Source organism: Herminiimonas sp. KBW02 (genome assembly GCF_003852535.1).
In the GTDB taxonomy this organism is placed as follows: Bacteria; Pseudomonadota; Gammaproteobacteria; order Burkholderiales; family Burkholderiaceae_D; genus Oxalicibacterium.
This window is the reverse complement of record NZ_QAJP01000013.1, coordinates 1-16,893: the sequence shown is the minus strand read 5'-3', so window position 1 is coordinate 16,893 and position 16,893 is coordinate 1. Positions and strand designations below refer to the sequence as shown.

At 52.0% G+C, this 16,893-nt stretch carries 11 protein-coding genes, 1 tRNA gene and 2 pseudogenes; 1 reads left to right on the top strand and 13 read right to left on the bottom strand.

What is annotated here, in order from left to right; genetic code table 11:
* From rpsL to rpoC, 4 genes and pseudogenes are all read right to left on the bottom strand, one after another.
* Positions 1-62: pseudogene (gene rpsL / locus DBR37_RS17440) on the bottom strand (30S ribosomal protein S12); the annotation flags it as partial.
* Between the two features lie 308 nt (positions 63-370).
* Positions 371-1,501, bottom strand: coding sequence for a hemin-degrading factor (locus DBR37_RS17045; RefSeq protein WP_124575669.1), 1,131 nt, complete (start codon positions 1,499-1,501; stop codon positions 371-373).
* A gap of 65 nt (positions 1,502-1,566) precedes the next feature.
* Positions 1,567-3,831 carry a TonB-dependent hemoglobin/transferrin/lactoferrin family receptor gene (locus tag DBR37_RS17040; protein ID WP_124575668.1) on the bottom strand — a complete coding sequence of 755 codons (2,265 nt, stop codon included), beginning with the start codon at positions 3,829-3,831 and terminating at the stop codon, positions 1,567-1,569.
* Positions 3,832-4,141: 310 nt separating this feature from the next.
* Positions 4,142-8,386 (bottom strand): DNA-directed RNA polymerase subunit beta', encoded by a 4,245-nt coding sequence (gene rpoC, locus DBR37_RS17035; protein ID WP_124575667.1) that lies wholly within the window; start codon positions 8,384-8,386, stop codon positions 4,142-4,144.
* Between rpoC and DBR37_RS17340 the strand changes: the two genes are divergently transcribed.
* Positions 8,385-8,585, top strand: a complete 201-nt coding sequence (locus DBR37_RS17340; RefSeq protein WP_148089230.1) for a hypothetical protein — start codon at positions 8,385-8,387, stop codon at positions 8,583-8,585. The genes rpoC and DBR37_RS17340 overlap by 2 nt on opposite strands.
* A 63-nt stretch (positions 8,586-8,648) precedes the next feature.
* Here the strand turns inward: DBR37_RS17340 and rpoB are convergent, their stop codons facing one another.
* From rpoB to DBR37_RS16990, 9 genes and pseudogenes are all read right to left on the bottom strand, one after another.
* Positions 8,649-12,755, bottom strand: coding sequence for a DNA-directed RNA polymerase subunit beta (gene rpoB, locus DBR37_RS17030; protein ID WP_124575666.1), 4,107 nt, complete (start codon positions 12,753-12,755; stop codon positions 8,649-8,651).
* Positions 12,756-13,018: 263 nt separating this feature from the next.
* Complete coding sequence (gene rplL, locus DBR37_RS17025; protein WP_124575665.1) at positions 13,019-13,396, bottom strand: 50S ribosomal protein L7/L12; 378 nt, start codon at positions 13,394-13,396, stop codon at positions 13,019-13,021.
* Between the two features lie 95 nt (positions 13,397-13,491).
* Entirely contained in the window at positions 13,492-14,040 is a 549-nt protein-coding gene (gene rplJ, locus DBR37_RS17020) for a 50S ribosomal protein L10 (RefSeq protein WP_124575664.1), read from the bottom strand.
* Between the two features lie 313 nt (positions 14,041-14,353).
* On the bottom strand, positions 14,354-15,049 hold the full coding sequence (gene rplA, locus DBR37_RS17015) for a 50S ribosomal protein L1 (RefSeq protein ID WP_124575663.1): 696 nt from the start codon (positions 15,047-15,049) through the stop codon (positions 14,354-14,356).
* Positions 15,049-15,480 carry a 50S ribosomal protein L11 gene (rplK, locus tag DBR37_RS17010; RefSeq protein WP_012081261.1) on the bottom strand — a complete coding sequence of 144 codons (432 nt, stop codon included), beginning with the start codon at positions 15,478-15,480 and terminating at the stop codon, positions 15,049-15,051. The genes rplA and rplK overlap by 1 nt, the downstream gene beginning before the upstream one ends.
* 139 nt (positions 15,481-15,619) lie before the next feature.
* Positions 15,620-16,219 carry a transcription termination/antitermination protein NusG gene (gene nusG, locus DBR37_RS17005; RefSeq protein ID WP_012081262.1) on the bottom strand — a complete coding sequence of 200 codons (600 nt, stop codon included), beginning with the start codon at positions 16,217-16,219 and terminating at the stop codon, positions 15,620-15,622.
* Positions 16,219-16,602 carry a preprotein translocase subunit SecE gene (secE, locus tag DBR37_RS17000; protein WP_124575662.1) on the bottom strand — a complete coding sequence of 128 codons (384 nt, stop codon included), beginning with the start codon at positions 16,600-16,602 and terminating at the stop codon, positions 16,219-16,221. The genes nusG and secE overlap by 1 nt, the downstream gene beginning before the upstream one ends.
* A gap of 34 nt (positions 16,603-16,636) precedes the next feature.
* Positions 16,637-16,712 (bottom strand) — tRNA-Trp (locus DBR37_RS16995).
* Between the two features lie 73 nt (positions 16,713-16,785).
* Positions 16,786-16,893, bottom strand: a pseudogene (locus DBR37_RS16990) (elongation factor Tu); the annotation flags it as partial.

Genomic DNA, 16,893 nt, shown 5'->3' with positions numbered 1-16,893 from the left:
GATTTGCTCTTGACGCGTGCAGAAACACGCGGCTGGCGAATCAGTTGATTGATGGTTGGCATCGCTCTCTATCCAGCTAGTACAACATTAATAATACGAACCCGAAAACGGTTGTCCGGGGACTAAAGAATCATTGCGGAAGAATTAAATCAACGCGCGGCTCGATTGAACCTTGAAGGAAAAAGCGCGCAGGAATTGCCAGGAAGGAAATACAACACGGCAGATCAAAGAACGCTTAAGCCCAGCAGAGCTTAAAATCGAGAACTCGCGAGTATATTCCTCAAAGTATGGAGGGTCAAGGACAGTTTTTCATCTGCCGCTGCGGTCGATGCGTAATTGCTACGCGCGCAGCGGCACATCCCTGAAGAAGTTATTTCAAATGTGGCAGATTGGCAACTATATCACGCCAAACCTTGGTTTCTTCCTTGCCCTGATCACGGCGCGAGAAAAAGTTAACAACTTGCTCACCTTTGGTGTCATAGAACTCCACCGAGGTAATGGTTCCGCTCCTGGCCGGACGACGCACTACCCAGCCGTGATCAACGCCTGATTGACGCAGGTGCAAGTCAAAGTCCGGATCCAGCACGTTGAACCAGCCATTCTTGGCTTCGGTTTTCTCGATCAGGCCGCTATAGATCTGCACCATGCCCGAGTTGCTCACGAACACCATAATAGGCTGCTGGCGTTTGGAAGCGGTTTCCAGCAAGGTTTCCACCGATTTCCCGGTGATCTTGTAGGCGGCATCTGTACCGATTACCTCAAACGCACGCTCACGCGAGATGCCGAAGTCGTTGATCAGGCGCTGGAATTCATGCACGTCGGTCATTTCAAACCAGGCGCTGCGCAGTTCCTTGATATGCATATCAGTCAGTGGCTTGGCCGGCTTGGCCATGGTCACGGTCCAGTCCGGCTTTTGGTCTGCCGCCTTGTATTCGGCAACCAGCTTTTCAAACGCCGGCACGCCCTTTTCGTCGTTCAGGTACACCTTGTGTATAGCCTCGCCATTCTTGTCAAAGAACTGCAGGCTGCGGCTGGTTCGGCCACCGGCGCGTGGCGCAACCACGGCAAATGCGTAACCCCAGCTATCCATCTTGAAGCGCAGGTCGATCTCGGTACCGACAAAGCCGCTACCCGGCTTTACGCGCCCCTGCTCATCCAGCTTGGGTGGCACCGCAACTGCGGTACGCTCGATCACGCCGTTTTCATTACGCGTAATCGCCTTGATCCGGCCCAGCTCGTGCATGCGGTTAAACAAAGCTTTATAGGTAGCGACATCTGAACGCAGCAATGTTGCGCCGCGACCGATATCTGCCGCCAACAGCTTCGCTTCGCTGACGCCCAGTTTTTGCGCAACATCTCGTGCAAACAGCCCCGGTTGCTCAGCCTGCAATGCCGCCTGCTTCGCCTTGAGTGCATCGGCTTCAGCATCAGCATGCGCCATTGCATTTCCGGACAGCGCCAGCGCTGCCAGCAACGCACCCATTAACTTTGTGTATCTCATTTATTTTCTCTTTCTATAAAAATAAGCGGCGACCCGCTGCTAGACGAATCGCCGCTATGACGCGATTAATACTCTATTTTCATGCTCACATTGAAACTACGACCAGGTGAGGTATAGGCATCCAGATTGGTTGCCGTACTCGCCAGGCCCAAACCACGTATGTCGTTCCATACCCAGTATTTACGATCAAACAGGTTGCGTATGCCGGCATTAAAGCTGACGTTTTTATTCACGCGATAGCCGCTGAAGACATCAAGAATTGCAAATGACGATGGGGCAAACGCTGGCTGTGTGCCGACGTTAGGATTCGCAAGGTCGCTCCGTTTCTTGGCGGCGGCATACACGAGATCGCCTTGTACGAACCAGGTCTGATTTGGTTCATAGCGCAGCCCCGTCACGACCGACAACGGCGCCACAGTATCCAGTCCGGTTTTGACACCATTGCGGTTAATGCTGTCACCCTGCGTGTAAGCAAAGCCGCCACGCAAGGTCCACCCTGCATTCCAGCGCCAGTCAACGCGCGCTTCCACACCATGTATATTGGCGCGAGAAGAATTGATGTATTGATTGATGGCAGGCGTCGCAACCTGGAAGTTGCCACCAATCTGGACCAGTTCGATAAAGTTTTTATAGCGCCCGGCAAATGCCGCCGCGCTGTAGCGGACACGACTATTTGCCAGATCGATCTTGCCACGCAAACCGATCTCATATGAGTTACTGGTTTCCGCTTTAAGGTTCGGATTAGCAATCTGCATATACGATCCACCAGGAACACCCACGTTATTGAAGTAAGAGTTCACTTCTTGCGGGGACGGCGCACGGAATCCGCGTGCGTATTGAGCGTACGGCACAAACGCCGGCGTTACTTCATAGAGGAATGCCAGACGCGGTGACAATGCATTGTCTTTGCTACGCGCAGCTGGCTGTCCATTTGCATTCGCTTGTGCGTCATAACGCGCACTGGCCTTAGGATCGAGTTCATATGAGTCGTAACGCAAGCCCGGGATGATACTCAGCTTCCCTATACGTATATCGTCCTGCACGTAAGCACCGAAAATCGAATAATTCGTTTTAGGGAAGAGTTCGCAGTATTGCGTACCGGTACAGGTTGTCCAACCAGTTCCCGTTGCTTGCTGGCTTAGCTGGCTTCTACTGACATCAAATCCATACATCAATTGATTCTTGATGCCACCTACATTGAAACTGCTTTCAGCCATCACGCCACCACCAATAGCCTGGTCTTTATAAGTCACATCACGGAACCGCGGGCGCGTGGCACCAGTGCCGCTTTCAAACGTATATTGATTTGTGTTGGCATCACGATAGAACACATTGGCGCGGATTTTTTGCACCACAGGGTTATCCGCATCATCACGCTCGTAGGCGAAGGTAAAACGATCGCTTTGTACCTTGCTTGTAGTTTGATATCCGGTCACAAAGGTTCCACCAGCGGCTGGACCTATAGCCGACGGACTACTGCCTGAGGTTTTGTTTTCAGTCGTCGCCAAGGTCCATTTGAAAACATCATTTGCGGTTGCACGGAATACAACGCGGCCCAGCATGGATTGCGTGTCATAAGTCAGCGGATCGGGTGCAGTGCGGTTAGTACCCGTGATATCACGATCGCCTTTATTGTCAGTTTCTTTGCCATGGCGCGCATTCAACAGCACCATGCCTTGCCAACGCTCACCGCCTACGGCGAAGGTACCGCTGGCACCGAAACTGTTATCGACCGAATCATAGGACGGACGAACCGAGAAGTAAGTACTCTTGTTGAAGATATTCAGATAGTCCTGCGGATCCTTGATGACGAAATTAACTGCACCAGTCAAGCCATCACTGCCATACATGGAGGAAGCAGGGCCACGCAAGACTTCGATACGCTGATACAGATCCGTGTTCAGATAGCTGCCACGTCCGGCACTGAGGGTGCCAACGCTGAATGCACGCGGCACCGGCACGCCGTCCTCCAGCAGCAGTACCCTGTTGCCATCCAGTCCACGGATAGTAATCCCTTCATTCCCACCACGGCCGGCAGTCGCGCTGGCGCCGCTGATTCCGCTGGTTCGCGCAACTGAGCGCCTTACTTCCACGCCCGGCTCATAGCGCAATGCGTCTTTTATATCCTTTGCGTTCTGCTGCTCGATTTCTTCCGCGGTCACTACGGATACGGTCGCGGCAGCGCGGTTAATGTCACCGCCAAGTCCGCGTGTCGATGTAACCGTAATTTCGTCGAGTTTGGCGATCTGTTGCGCGCCAGCCTGATGCACCGGCCATTGCTGGAGTACCAGCACGGTAGCCAGGGCGAGTTTGTTTTTGCATAGTTTCATAGCAACCCTTCCTTGTTTTCGTGGATAGGTTGCTAGCGAAAATAATGCTGGCTGCCGTAGTTTTTTTAGTATTTATGCATGGCGCTTCGTGTACGAACGCATGCTGTAAGAGGTGTGATGACGCGCAGCTGCGCGCATCAGGAGGCAGATCATAACGCAATACTCAAATGATAATCATTATTGTTTGAGGCATTTCAGAAAAGTGACGCTTACAAGCAACACATGGACTATCGGACTAATCCCATAGCCATAAAAAAACGGCATCAGGATTGCTCCTGATGCCGTTTTGGATGCTTGAAACGCGTAGTGATTAAGCCGCGTCGGTATCGCTGTCCGGAACACTGGAAATGTCAGCAAATTGCGCTTCGGCTTCTGCTGCGCGCGCAGCTTTTTCCGATTGCAACAAGGCTGCACGTTCTTCTGCTTCCCAGGTGTCTTTTTCCTTGCGGGCACGGTGGAATGCCAGACCTGTACCAGCCGGGATCAGACGACCAACGATCACGTTTTCTTTCAGACCGCGCAAGCCGTCTTTTTTGCCCATGATCGCAGCTTCGGTAAGGACACGCGTTGTTTCCTGGAACGAAGCAGCCGAGATGAAGGAGTCGGTGGACAACGATGCTTTGGTAATACCCAACAATACGTTTTCGTAGGTTGCAGGGATTTTACCCAGAGCGATGACGCGATCGTTTTCGTCCAGCAGTTCGGAGCGTTCAACTTGTTCACCAACGATGTAGTTCGCATCGCCTGCATCAACCACTTGAACGCGACGCAACATTTGACGCACGATCACTTCAATGTGCTTGTCGTTGATCTTCACGCCTTGCAAACGGTACACGTCTTGAACTTCGTCAACGATGTAACGTGCCAGCGCTTCGATACCCAACAGGCGCAGGATATCTTGTGGGTCAGCTGGGCCGTCAACAATCATCTCGCCTTTGTTCACAACCTGGCCGTCATGTACCAGCACTTGTTTGTCCTTGGTGATCAGGAACTCGTGCTTGTTGCCGTCCATGTCTGTGATTTCCAGACGTTGCTTACCTTTGGTTTCCTTACCGAATGCCACAGTACCTGTGACTTCAGCCAGCATACCGGCATCTTTCGGCGAACGCGCTTCGAACAACTCGGCAACACGCGGCAGACCACCGGTGATGTCACGTGTTTTCTGCGATTCGGTCGGAATACGTGCCAGAACTTCACCGACGGTAACTTGCTGGCCGTCTTTCACGGTGATCAGCGCGCCAACCTGGAAGCCAATGGTCACTGCGTGTTCGGTACCGGCGATCTTCACTTCTTCGCCTTGTTCGTTCAACAGTTTGACCTGTGGACGTACGGTTTTGGTAACCGAACCACGACGTTTCGCATCGATAACAACCAGGGTCGACAGACCGGTCACTTCGTCGATCTGACGAGCAACGGTCGAACCTTCTTCTACGTTCTCGAATTTCACCGTACCGGTGTATTCGGTAATGATAGGACGGGTCAGCGGATCCCATGTTGCCAATGCTGCACCGGCTTTGATCACCATGCCGTCTTTGACGATCAGGGTTGCGCCGTACGGTACTTTATGGCGTTCACGTTCACGGCCGTAGTCGTCGGTAATCAGCACTTCACCGGAACGGGAAATGACGATCTGACCGCCTTTGCCGTTGGTGACATAACGCATGGTCGCGGTGAAACGAACGGTACCGTTCGATTTCGCTTCGACCGACGATGCCACTGCTGCACGCGACGCTGCACCACCGATGTGGAAGGTGCGCATGGTCAGCTGTGTACCTGGCTCACCAATCGATTGCGCTGCGACCACACCAACTGCTTCACCGGCGTTAACCAGTGTGCCGCGGCCGAGGTCACGACCGTAACATTGTGCACACAGACCGAAGCGAGTGTCGCAAGTCAGCGGTGTACGTACTTTTACTTCATCGATGCCGAGGCGTTCGATTTCTTCAACCATGTCTTCGTCCAGCAAGGCGCCAGCCGCGTACAAGGTTGCCTGTGTTTCAGGATTAACGATGTCGTTTGCAGCAACGCGGCCCAGGATACGGTCACGCAATGCTTCGATAACTTCACCACCTTCAACCAGCGCTTTCATCGACGCGCCGTTCGAAGTGCCGCAATCATCTTCGATTACAACCAGATCTTGCGTTACGTCTACCAGACGACGTGTCAGGTAACCCGAGTTCGCTGTTTTCAGAGCGGTATCGGCCAGACCTTTACGTGCACCGTGAGTCGAGATGAAGTACTGCAAAACGTTCAGACCTTCGCGGAAGTTCGCGGTGATCGGCGTTTCAATAATGGAACCATCCGGTTTCGCCATCAGGCCACGCATACCGGCCAGCTGACGAATCTGTGCGGCGGAACCGCGCGCACCGGAGTCGGCCATCATGTAAATCGCATTGAACGATTCTTGTGTTGTTTTGGTGCCATCACGTTTGGTGACGTCTTCAACTTTGAGTTGATCCATCATGGCCTTGCCGACGTCGTCGCCTGCTTTGCCCCAGATATCAACCACTTTGTTGTAACGTTCGCCAGCGGTAACCAGACCGGACGAATATTGCTGTTCGATCTGTTTAACTTCGCTTTCAGCGGTCGCGATGATGTCAACTTTTTGCTTAGGTACCAGCATGTCATCAACGCAGATCGAGATACCGGCACGGGTTGCCAGGCGGAAGCCCGATTGCAGCAATTGATCAGCAAACACTACCGTTGCGCGCAGACCGCACTTACGGAAGGACAAGTTGATCAGACGCGAAATTTCTTTCTTTTTCAGCGCGCGGTTCAGAACCGAGAACGGCAAGCCTTTAGGCAGAATTTCGGACAGGATCGCACGACCGACTGTGGTTTCGTAACGTGTAACCGTTTTTTCGAATTCGCCGGTTTCCACATTTTTTGGATACTCGGTGATACGCACAGTGATACGGGTCGCCAGCTCAACCATTTTGTTGTCGTAAGCACGGATGACTTCGGACACGTCCGGGAACATCATGCCTTCGCCCTTGGCGTTGATCGCTTCGCGGCTCGCGTAGTACAGACCCAACACGATATCTTGCGAAGGAACGATCGATGGTTCGCCGTTCGATGGGAACAGGATGTTGTTCGAAGCCAGCATCAATGTGCGTGCTTCCATCTGTGCTTCGATCGACAGTGGAACGTGAACCGCCATTTGATCGCCGTCAAAGTCGGCGTTAAATGCAGCACAGACCAATGGGTGCAACTGGATCGCTTTACCTTCGATCAGAACCGGCTCAAACGCCTGGATACCGAGACGGTGCAAGGTAGGTGCGCGGTTCAGCATGACCGGATGTTCACGGATCACGTCTTCCAGGATGTCCCAAACGACTGGCTCTTGAATCTCAACCAGTTTTTTAGCTGCCTTGATCGTGGTAGCCAGGCCCATCAATTCGAGCTTGTTGAAAATGAATGGCTTGAACAGTTCCAGCGCCATCAGTTTCGGCAAACCGCATTGATGCAATTTCAGTTGCGGGCCCACGACGATAACGGAACGACCCGAGTAATCGACGCGTTTGCCCAGCAAGTTTTGACGGAAACGACCGCCCTTGCCTTTGATCATTTCGGCCAGCGATTTCAGTGGACGCTTGTTGGCGCCGGTCATCGCTTTACCGCGACGGCCGTTGTCCAGCAGCGAGTCAACTGCTTCCTGCAACATACGTTTTTCGTTGCGGGTGATGATTTCCGGCGCGCGGAGTTCCATCAGACGCTTCAAACGGTTGTTACGGTTGATGACGCGGCGATACAGATCGTTCAGATCAGAGGTTGCGAAACGACCACCATCCAGCGGCACCAATGGGCGCAGTTCTGGCGGCAGGACCGGCAACACTTCCATGATCATCCAGTCAGGTTTGATACCCGAACGTTGGAACGCTTCCAGCACTTTCAGGCGCTTCGCGTATTTTTTGATCTTGGCTTCGGATTTGGAATCTTTCAATTCCTGACGCAGCATTTCAGCATCGCGATCGATGTCGATAGCGCGCAGCAATTCGCGGATACCTTCAGCGCCCATGAAAGCGGTGAAGTCGTCGCCGAATTCTTCGTATTTAGCTGCGTAGTCGTCTTCCGACATGATCTGGCATTTTTTCAGCGGGGTCATGCCTGGATCGGTCACAACGTAGGCTTCGAAATACAGTACGCGTTCGATATCGCGCAGGGTCATGTCGAGCACCATACCCAGACGGGATGGCAACGATTTCAGGAACCAGATGTGTGCAGTTGGCGATGCCAGTTCGATGTGGCCCATGCGTTCACGACGCACTTTAGCCAGCGTGACTTCAACGCCGCATTTTTCGCAGATAACACCGCGGTGTTTCAGGCGTTTGTATTTGCCGCAAAGGCATTCGTAATCTTTGATAGGGCCAAAGATTTTTGCGCAGAACAGACCGTCGCGTTCTGGTTTGAACGTACGATAGTTGATGGTTTCCGGCTTTTTAACTTCGCCGTAGGACCACGAACGGATTTTTTCAGGAGACGCCAGACCAATTTTGATCGCGTCGAATTGTTCATTTTGCTGAACTTGCTTGAATAGATCGAGCAGTGCTTTCATGTATCACTCCAGTTGGCGTGAAAAAACGCTTGATGATGAGACGGTAGTGGCGGCGCTGCTTTATACCCTGTTCGCATGGGCGGGAGAGCTGAGCCTGAAGCATTCTTCACGAGCTGAGTTCCGCGCATACCGGGACAGACGACACTACCAAAAACTGCTATTTCGTTCTTACTACTATTTCGCTGCTATTTCTTACTGACTGCTTTTACTTCAAATTCCAAACAGCGAAGGGAGAAGCGTCTCGCTTCTCCCCTGCTTTACATCAGTCGCGTTCCAGGTCGATGTCGATACCCAGCGAGCGGATTTCCTTAACGAGAACGTTGAAGGATTCCGGCATGCCGGCGTCGATGACGTGGTCGCCCTTGACGAGATTTTCGTACACTTTGGTACGGCCATTCACGTCATCGGACTTGACGGTCAACATCTCTTGCAAGACGTAGGACGCGCCGTATGCTTCCAGTGCCCAGACTTCCATCTCACCGAAGCGCTGGCCACCGAACTGAGCTTTACCGCCCAGTGGTTGCTGCGTAACCAGCGAGTAAGGACCGGTCGAACGCGCATGCATCTTGTCATCAACCAGGTGATGCAGTTTGAGGTAGTGCATGTAACCGACGGTTACTGTACGTTCAAACGCTTCACCGGTACGACCGTCATACATGGTGACCTGGTTCTTGGAAGCGGTCATACCCAGTTGCTTCGCAATGTGATCCGGGTAAGCCAGATCCAGCATGCGGCGGGTTTCTGCTTCATCCGCACCATCAAACACTGGTGTTGCAAACGGTACGCCGTTTTTCAGGTTACCAGCCAGCTCCAGGATTTCTGTATCGCTGAAGTTGTCCAGATCTTCTGTTTTGCCCGACTCGTTATAAATCGCGCCCAGGAACTTACGCAGTTCTGCGATTTGTACTTGTGCATTCAGCATTTCGCCGATACGCAAGCCCAGACCTTTAGCTGCCCAGCCCAGGTGAACTTCCAGAACCTGACCAACGTTCATACGCGATGGAACACCCAGCGGGTTCAGCACGACGTCTGCTGGTGTACCGTCAGCCATGTGCGGCATGTCTTCGATAGGCAAGATGCGCGACACAACACCTTTGTTACCGTGACGACCCGCCATCTTGTCACCAGGTTGCAGGCGACGTTTGACTGCCAGATACACTTTGACCATCTTCTGTACGCCTGGCGGCAATTCGTCGCCTTGCGTCAGTTTCTTACGTTTTTCTTCAAATGCCAGATCGAACTGGTGGCGTTTTTCAGCGATGGATTCTTTGATAGCTTCCAAAGCATTTGCCGATGTGTCGTCTGCAGGGCGAATATCGAACCAGTGGTATTTGTCCAGATCGTCCAGATACTCTTTAGTGATTTTCGCGCCTTTAGCGATTTTCTTAGGACCGCCGTTGACGACTTTGCCGATCAACATTTTTTCCAGACGCTGGAATGCATCGCCTTCAACGATACGCAGCTGATCGTTCAAGTCCAGACGATAGCGTTGCAGTTCGTCGTCGATAATCTGTTGTGCACGTTTGTCGCGTGGAATACCTTCACGCGTAAATACTTGCACGTCGATAACGGTGCCGACCATGCCGGACGGTACGCGCAGCGATGTATCTTTTACGTCGGATGCTTTTTCGCCGAAAATCGCGCGCAGCAGTTTTTCTTCCGGTGTCAGTTGGGTTTCGCCTTTAGGCGTTACTTTACCGACCAGGGTGTCGCCAGCGGTAACTTCTGCACCGATGTAGACGATACCGGACTCATCCAGACGTGCCAGTTGGTTTTCAGCCAGATTGGAGATATCACGTGTGATTTCTTCCGCACCCAGCTTGGTGTCACGTGCAACAACCGACAACTCTTCGATATGAATCGAGGTGTAACGGTCATCAGCCACAACTTTTTCGGAGATCAGAATCGAATCTTCGAAGTTGTAACCATTCCATGGCATAAACGCGACCAGCATGTTTTGACCCAGAGCCAATTCGCCCAGATCAGTCGATGCGCCGTCAGCGATGACGTCATGTTTTGCAACGCGATCGCCGACTTGCACGATAGGACGTTGGTTAATATTGGTGTTTTGGTTCGAACGGGTGTACTTGATCAGGTTGTAGATATCAACACCGACTTCACCCGCTTGTGCTTCGTCATCATTAACGCGAATCACGACACGGCCTGCATCGATGTAATCAACGATACCGCCACGCAATGCTTGTACTGTCGTACCCGAGTCAACTGCAACCGTACGTTCGATACCGGTACCAACGAATGCTTTTTCCGGACGCAAGCAAGGAACTGCCTGACGTTGCATGTTGGCGCCCATCAATGCGCGGTTCGCGTCATCGTGTTCGAGGAACGGAATCAGCGAAGCAGCAACCGACACAACCTGGCCTGGCGCAACGTCCATGTACTGAACGCGTTCTGGTGATACCAGAATTGTTTCGCCGGCTTCACGTGCGGAAACCAATTCATCTGACAACGCGCCCGATTTGTCGATGGTCGCATTCGCCTGAGCGATGATGTAACGACCTTCTTCAATTGCGGACAGGTAATCGATCTGGTCGGTGATTTTGCTGCCTTCGACTTTACGATATGGGGTTTCCAGGAAACCGTATTCGTTCAGGCGGGCATACAACGCCAGCGAGTTGATCAGACCAATGTTCGGGCCTTCAGGTGTTTCGATCGGGCATACACGGCCGTAGTGGGTCGGATGCACGTCACGTACTTCAAAGCCTGCGCGTTCTCGGGTCAAACCGCCAGGTCCGAGAGCGGAAACGCGACGTTTGTGCGTGATTTCCGACAATGGATTGGTTTGATCCATAAACTGCGACAACTGCGACGAACCGAAGAATTCACGGATCGCTGCCGAAATCGGCTTGGAGTTGATCAGGTCATGCGGCATCAGGTTGTCAGCTTCAGCCTGGCCGAGGCGTTCTTTGACAGCGCGCTCAACACGAACCAGACCAGCACGGAATTGGTTCTCAGCCAATTCGCCGACGCAACGTACGCGACGGTTACCCAAGTGATCGATATCATCGACTTCGCCGCGACCATTGCGCAACTCAACCAGGATCTTGATCACGGCCAGTACGTCGTCATTCGACAGCGTCATGTCGCCGGTCAGCTCATCGCGACCGATACGACGGTTGAATTTCATACGGCCGACAGCCGACAGGTCGTAACGATCTGCGTTGTAGAACAAGCCGTTGAACAATGCTTCAACCGAATCTTCAGTTGGCGGTTCGCCTGGACGCATCATGCGATAGATAGCGACTTTAGCGGCCATCTGATCGGTAGTGTCATCCATACGCAGTGTTTGCGAGATGTAGCCGCCTTGATCCAGATCGTTGGTGTACAGAGTCTGGATGTTGGTTACTTTACCTTCGCGCAGACGCGCCAGCAGGTCTTCGGTCAGTTCATCGTTGGCGCTGGCAATGACTTCGCCAGTTTCTGTATCAACGATGTTTTTCGCCAGGATACGACCCAACAGGTAGTCTTCTGGTACCGAGATGTTTTTGATGCCAGCCGCTTCAACGTCACGCACGTGCTTGCTGTTGATACGCTTGTCTTTTGCTACCAGTACTTTGCCGGCTTTGTCAGTGATGTCGAAACGAGCAACTTCACCGCGCAGACGTTCTGCGACGAAGGCCATTTCGGCGCCATCCGAATGCAATGCGAAATCGTCGAAAACGAAGAAGTTTTCGAGGATTTGCTCCGGCGTCATGCCGATTGCTTTCAACAGGATGGTGACAGGCATCTTGCGACGACGATCGACGCGGAAGAACAAGATGTCTTTCGGATCGAATTCGTAATCCAGCCACGAACCACGGTAAGGAATGATACGTGCGGAGAACAGCAATTTACCGGACGAGTGAGTCTTGCCGCGGTCATGTTCAAAGAACACGCCAGGCGAACGGTGCAGCTGGGACACGATAACGCGCTCTGTACCGTTAATCACGAAGGAACCGGTCGAGGTCATCAAAGGCAATTCGCCCATGTAGACTTCTTGCTCTTTCATTTCTTTAACGACAGGCTTGGTTGGCGATTCCTTATCCAGGATCACCAGACGAACTTTGGCACGCAGAGGTGACGCGTAGGTCAATCCACGTTGTTGGCATTCTTTAATGTTGAACGGCGGATCGCCGAGCACATAGGACAAGAATTCGAGACGCGCAAAACCATTGTGCGAAACGATAGGGAAAATAGACGTGAAGGCGGACTGCAAGCCTTCATTTTTGCGTTGGGACGGTATCTTGTCTTCTTGCAAAAAGCCGTGGTAAGACTCGAGCTGGGTCGCCAGCAGGAACGGAACGTTGTGAACGTTAGCGCGTTTCGCGAATGATTTGCGAATGCGCTTTTTCTCAGTAAATGAGTAGTGCATGGACACTCCGTGAGTGACAGGGAAGGATAGAGAATTCAGGATTCAGGCTACATTGCCGAATTGCTACATTAACAATTCGAAACAGTGAAACCTCAAGTCTCTGCCCTTTAACAACCAAATGCTGACAAGATTACATGAAGTCTATCAAGTCTGCCCTTGGCTACTTAGAATCAAGAACGACAAAGGAGCCAAAGCCGAACCGCCCTTTCGGGAGGTTTCGAACTTTGACTCGGGCGCTGTAAAGTCGCGCGGGCAAATCGAGATTACTTGATCTCGGCTTTTGCGCCAGCTTCTTCCAGTTTTTTCTTAGCTGCTTCAGCGTCTGCTTTCGAAACGCCTTCTTTCAGTGGTTTTGGTGCTGCATCAACCAGATCTTTAGCTTCTTTCAAGCCCAGACCGGTGATTTCACGAACCGCTTTAATTACACCAACTTTGTTCGCGCCGAAGTCGGCCAGAACAACGGTGAATTCGGTTTGTTCTTCAGCAGCAGCGCCGCCAGCAGCACCACCGCCAGCTGCTGGAGCAGCCATTGCAGCAGCGGATACGCCGAATTTTTCTTCGAATGCTTTTACCAAGTCATTCAGTTCCAGAACTGTCAGGTTGCCTACGGCTTCCAGGATGTCGTCTTTGCTAATTGCCATTTGAAACTCCTAAATTTTTTCAATAATTACATCTGATTGGTACTGACGCGAATGCGTCGAAACAAGAGCAGGGAGCGCCGCTGATGCGGCAGCTCTTATTCTGCTGCTGCTTCGGTCGATTCGGCGGCTGGTGCGGCAGCAGCTTCAGGCGCAGCGCCTTCAGCTTTTTGTGCAGCAAGAGCAGCCAGACCACGCGTAAAGCTCGCAACCGGAACCAGCATCATGCCCAGAACTTGGGCCAGCAGGACTTCACGGCTAGGAATATTTGCCAACGCGGTAACACCTGCTTTATCAAGCGGCTTACCTGCGAAGCTACCTGCCTTGACGACCAGTTTGTCGTTGGTTTTAGAAAAGTCACTAATGACTTTTGCTGCAGCAACGGCGTCATCCGAGATCGAATAGATCAACGGACCGGTCATTTCAGAAGCGAGGCTGGCAAATGCGGTACCTTCAACAGCGCGACGTGCCAGCGTATTTTTCAATACGCGCAAGTACACACCTTGGTCCCGCGCTTTGGCGCGCAGTTGTGTCAAGTGACCAACCTGGATGCCACGGTATTCGGCCACGACGATGGTCTGTGCCGATGCAACTTTGGCAGAGATTTCGGCGACTACGGCCTTTTTGTCATTCAGATTGAGACTCAAGATCAACCTCCAAAAATGATGTTCAGCGGATACACAATCGTCATTGATTGCTTGCCTCACATCGGTTCGAACACGGCGTCCGAAGTTAGGAGTTCATACTGGCAAGCCAGCGAAGAGACTACAAAACTTGTTCGGGTTCACCATCTGCGTTGGGTATGACATCGTTGCCGATTACACATTTAACTTTGCACACGAACTACATGCACGCCGCCCAACGGTCTTTGATTGCCTGAACCTGTTTCGCTACTACTGAATCAGGTCCAGCCCAAAGATACGCCCGCTGCCAGACTGGCAACGGGACTTAATTCAATACTTAAGCAGCCAGAGTCGATTGATCGACGCGTACACCAGCGCCCATCGTCGACGACAGCGAGACTTTACGCAGGTAAACACCTTTGCTGGTCGCTGGCTTAGCTTTATTCAACGCATCGATCAAAGCCAACAAGTTGGATTTGAGCGCTTCGTCGGAGAACGATTTACGACCGATAGTGGCGTGGATAATGCCAGCTTTGTCAGTACGGTATTGAACCTGACCAGCTTTTGCATTTTTAACTGCAGTCGCTACGTCAGGAGTAACAGTACCAACTTTCGGGTTAGGCATCATGCCGCGTGGGCCCAGGATTTGACCCAGGGTACCAACGATACGCATGGTGTCTGGCGATGCGATAACGATGTCGAAAGGCATGTTGCCGGCTTTGATTTGCTCAGCCAGGTCATCCATACCAACGATATCTGCACCAGCAGCTTTCGCTTGTTCTGCTTTTTCGCCAGTTGCAAATACTGCAACGCGAACCGATTTACCGGTACCAGCTGGCAAAACAACCGAACCACGAACTACCTGGTCGGATTTCTTAGCATCAACACCCAATTGAACCGAAATATCGATCGATTCATCGAATTTTGCCGATGCGCATTCTTTGATCAAAGCAACTGCATTGTCGAATGGGTACGCTTTGGTACGGTCAACTTTTGCTTTAAATGCTTTAACGCGTTTCGATAACTTAGCCATTACAGACCCTCCACCGTGATGCCCATGGAACGTGCCGAACCAGCGATGGTGCGTACAGCAGCATCCAAGTCAGCAGCGGTCAGATCTGGGGCTTTCAATTTAGCGATTTCTTCAGCTTGCGCACGTGTCAACTTGCCGACTTTGTCGGTATGTGGCTTCGGCGAACCTTTGGTAACGCCCGAATGCTTCTTGATCAGGTACGTTGCTGGCGGGGTTTTCATCACGAAAGTGAATGATTTGTCCGCAAACGCTGTAATAACAACCGGAATTGGCATACCTGGCTCAACACCTTGGGTCTGCGCGTTGAACGCTTTGCAGAATTCCATGATGTTCAGACCACGTTGACCCAGAGCAGGTCCGATTGGTGGGGATGGGTTTGCCTTACCAGCTGGCACTTGCAGCTTGATAAAACCAATGATTTTCTTTGCCATGATGGCTCCTACATTGATTGAGTGGTAGCGCCTGTTCACTTACCTTGCGGCTTATTACTAGGGCTCCTCTTTTTACTGCCTCCGGATTTTTGGAACTTGCTGTCCCAGACGCTCCGGCCCGCGTGTATTTCTTACAGAATCAGACTTTTTCGACCTGGCCGAATTCCAGCTCTACCGGGGTAGCGCGACCAAAAATCGTAACCGAAACACGAACCTTGGATTTCTCGTAGTTGACTTCTTCGACATTGCCATTGAAGTCGGTGAACGGACCATCCTTGATACGTACCAGCTCGCCCACTTCGTACAGCACTTTTGGACGTGGTTTTTCGACGCCATCCTGCATTTGCTGCATGATTTTATCGACTTCGTGCGGCGGGATCGGCGTTGGCTTGTTAGACTTGCCACCGATGAAACCGGTCACTTTGTTGGTGTTCTTAACCAGATGCCATGTTTCGTCGGTCATTTCCATTTCGACGAGAACGTAGCCAGGGAAGAAGCGGCGCTCACTCACTGATTTGTGACCATTTTTTACTTCGATCACTTCTTCGGTAGGCACCAGAATCTGCCCAAACTTATCTTCCATGCCGGCACGCGCTGCGCGTTCTATCAACGCACGTTGCACGCTCTTTTCCATACCGGAATAGGCGTGCACGACGTACCAACGTTTTTTACTTGTGGAAGCTGCTGCAGCGGCGCCTTGAGCACCGCCTTGCGCGTCATCCTGAATATTGTCGCTCATTATCTTTTCCAGCCCAAAATCAGGTCGTACAGCACAACTTCGAGTAACTTATCCGTACCCCACAGGAAAAGCGCCATGACCAAGACGAAACCAAAAACGATTGCGGTCATTTGCAACGTTTCTTTACGTGTTGGCCAAACTACTTTCTTGGTTTCGCGAACTGCTTCTTTTGAGAAATTGAGGAAATCACGACCTGCGGCGGAAGTCCACGCAATCGCAATCGCCACCAACAAACCACCAACCAATGCAGCGGCGCGGACAGCCGTCGCTTTATCCGACAAAAAATAGAATCCGACTACGCCCGCGATTGCGGCAAGTATTGCCAAAACGATCTTGATCTTATCGCCTGACGCGCCAACAGTTTCTACGGGTTGATTAGCCATACACTTTACTTTCGATGCCCTGCACCTGAATCGGTGGCAGGGGCGGAGGGCCTCGAACCCCCAACCTTCGGTTTTGGAGACCGACACTCTGCCAATTGAGCTACGCCCCTACGGTTTTTGCACTACCACTACCTGAACCACTTGCGGCGATCTCAACATCGAGATCGCCGCAGCATTCATTTCTTACTCAATAATTTTGGCTACAACACCTGCGCCAACGGTACGGCCACCTTCGCGAATCGCGAAACGCAGACCTTCTTCCATCGCGATTGGGTTGATCAGCATGACTGT

Coding starts and splice junctions, on each gene's coding strand:
- DBR37_RS17045 (WP_124575669.1), bottom strand. CDS start 1,501: ATGAGATACACAAAGTTAATGGGTGCGTTGCTGGCAGCGCTGGCGCTG.
- DBR37_RS17040 (WP_124575668.1), bottom strand. CDS start 3,831: ATGAAACTATGCAAAAACAAACTCGCCCTGGCTACCGTGCTGGTACTC.
- DBR37_RS17340 (WP_148089230.1), top strand. CDS start 8,385: ATGTATCACTCCAGTTGGCGTGAAAAAACGCTTGATGATGAGACGGTA.
- rpoC (WP_124575667.1), bottom strand. CDS start 8,386: ATGAAAGCACTGCTCGATCTATTCAAGCAAGTTCAGCAAAATGAACAA.
- rpoB (WP_124575666.1), bottom strand. CDS start 12,755: ATGCACTACTCATTTACTGAGAAAAAGCGCATTCGCAAATCATTCGCG.
- rplL (WP_124575665.1), bottom strand. CDS start 13,396: ATGGCAATTAGCAAAGACGACATCCTGGAAGCCGTAGGCAACCTGACA.
- rplA (WP_124575663.1), bottom strand. CDS start 15,049: ATGGCTAAGTTATCGAAACGCGTTAAAGCATTTAAAGCAAAAGTTGAC.
- rplK (WP_012081261.1), bottom strand. CDS start 15,480: ATGGCAAAGAAAATCATTGGTTTTATCAAGCTGCAAGTGCCAGCTGGT.
- nusG (WP_012081262.1), bottom strand. CDS start 16,219: ATGAGCGACAATATTCAGGATGACGCGCAAGGCGGTGCTCAAGGCGCC.
- secE (WP_124575662.1), bottom strand. CDS start 16,602: ATGGCTAATCAACCCGTAGAAACTGTTGGCGCGTCAGGCGATAAGATC.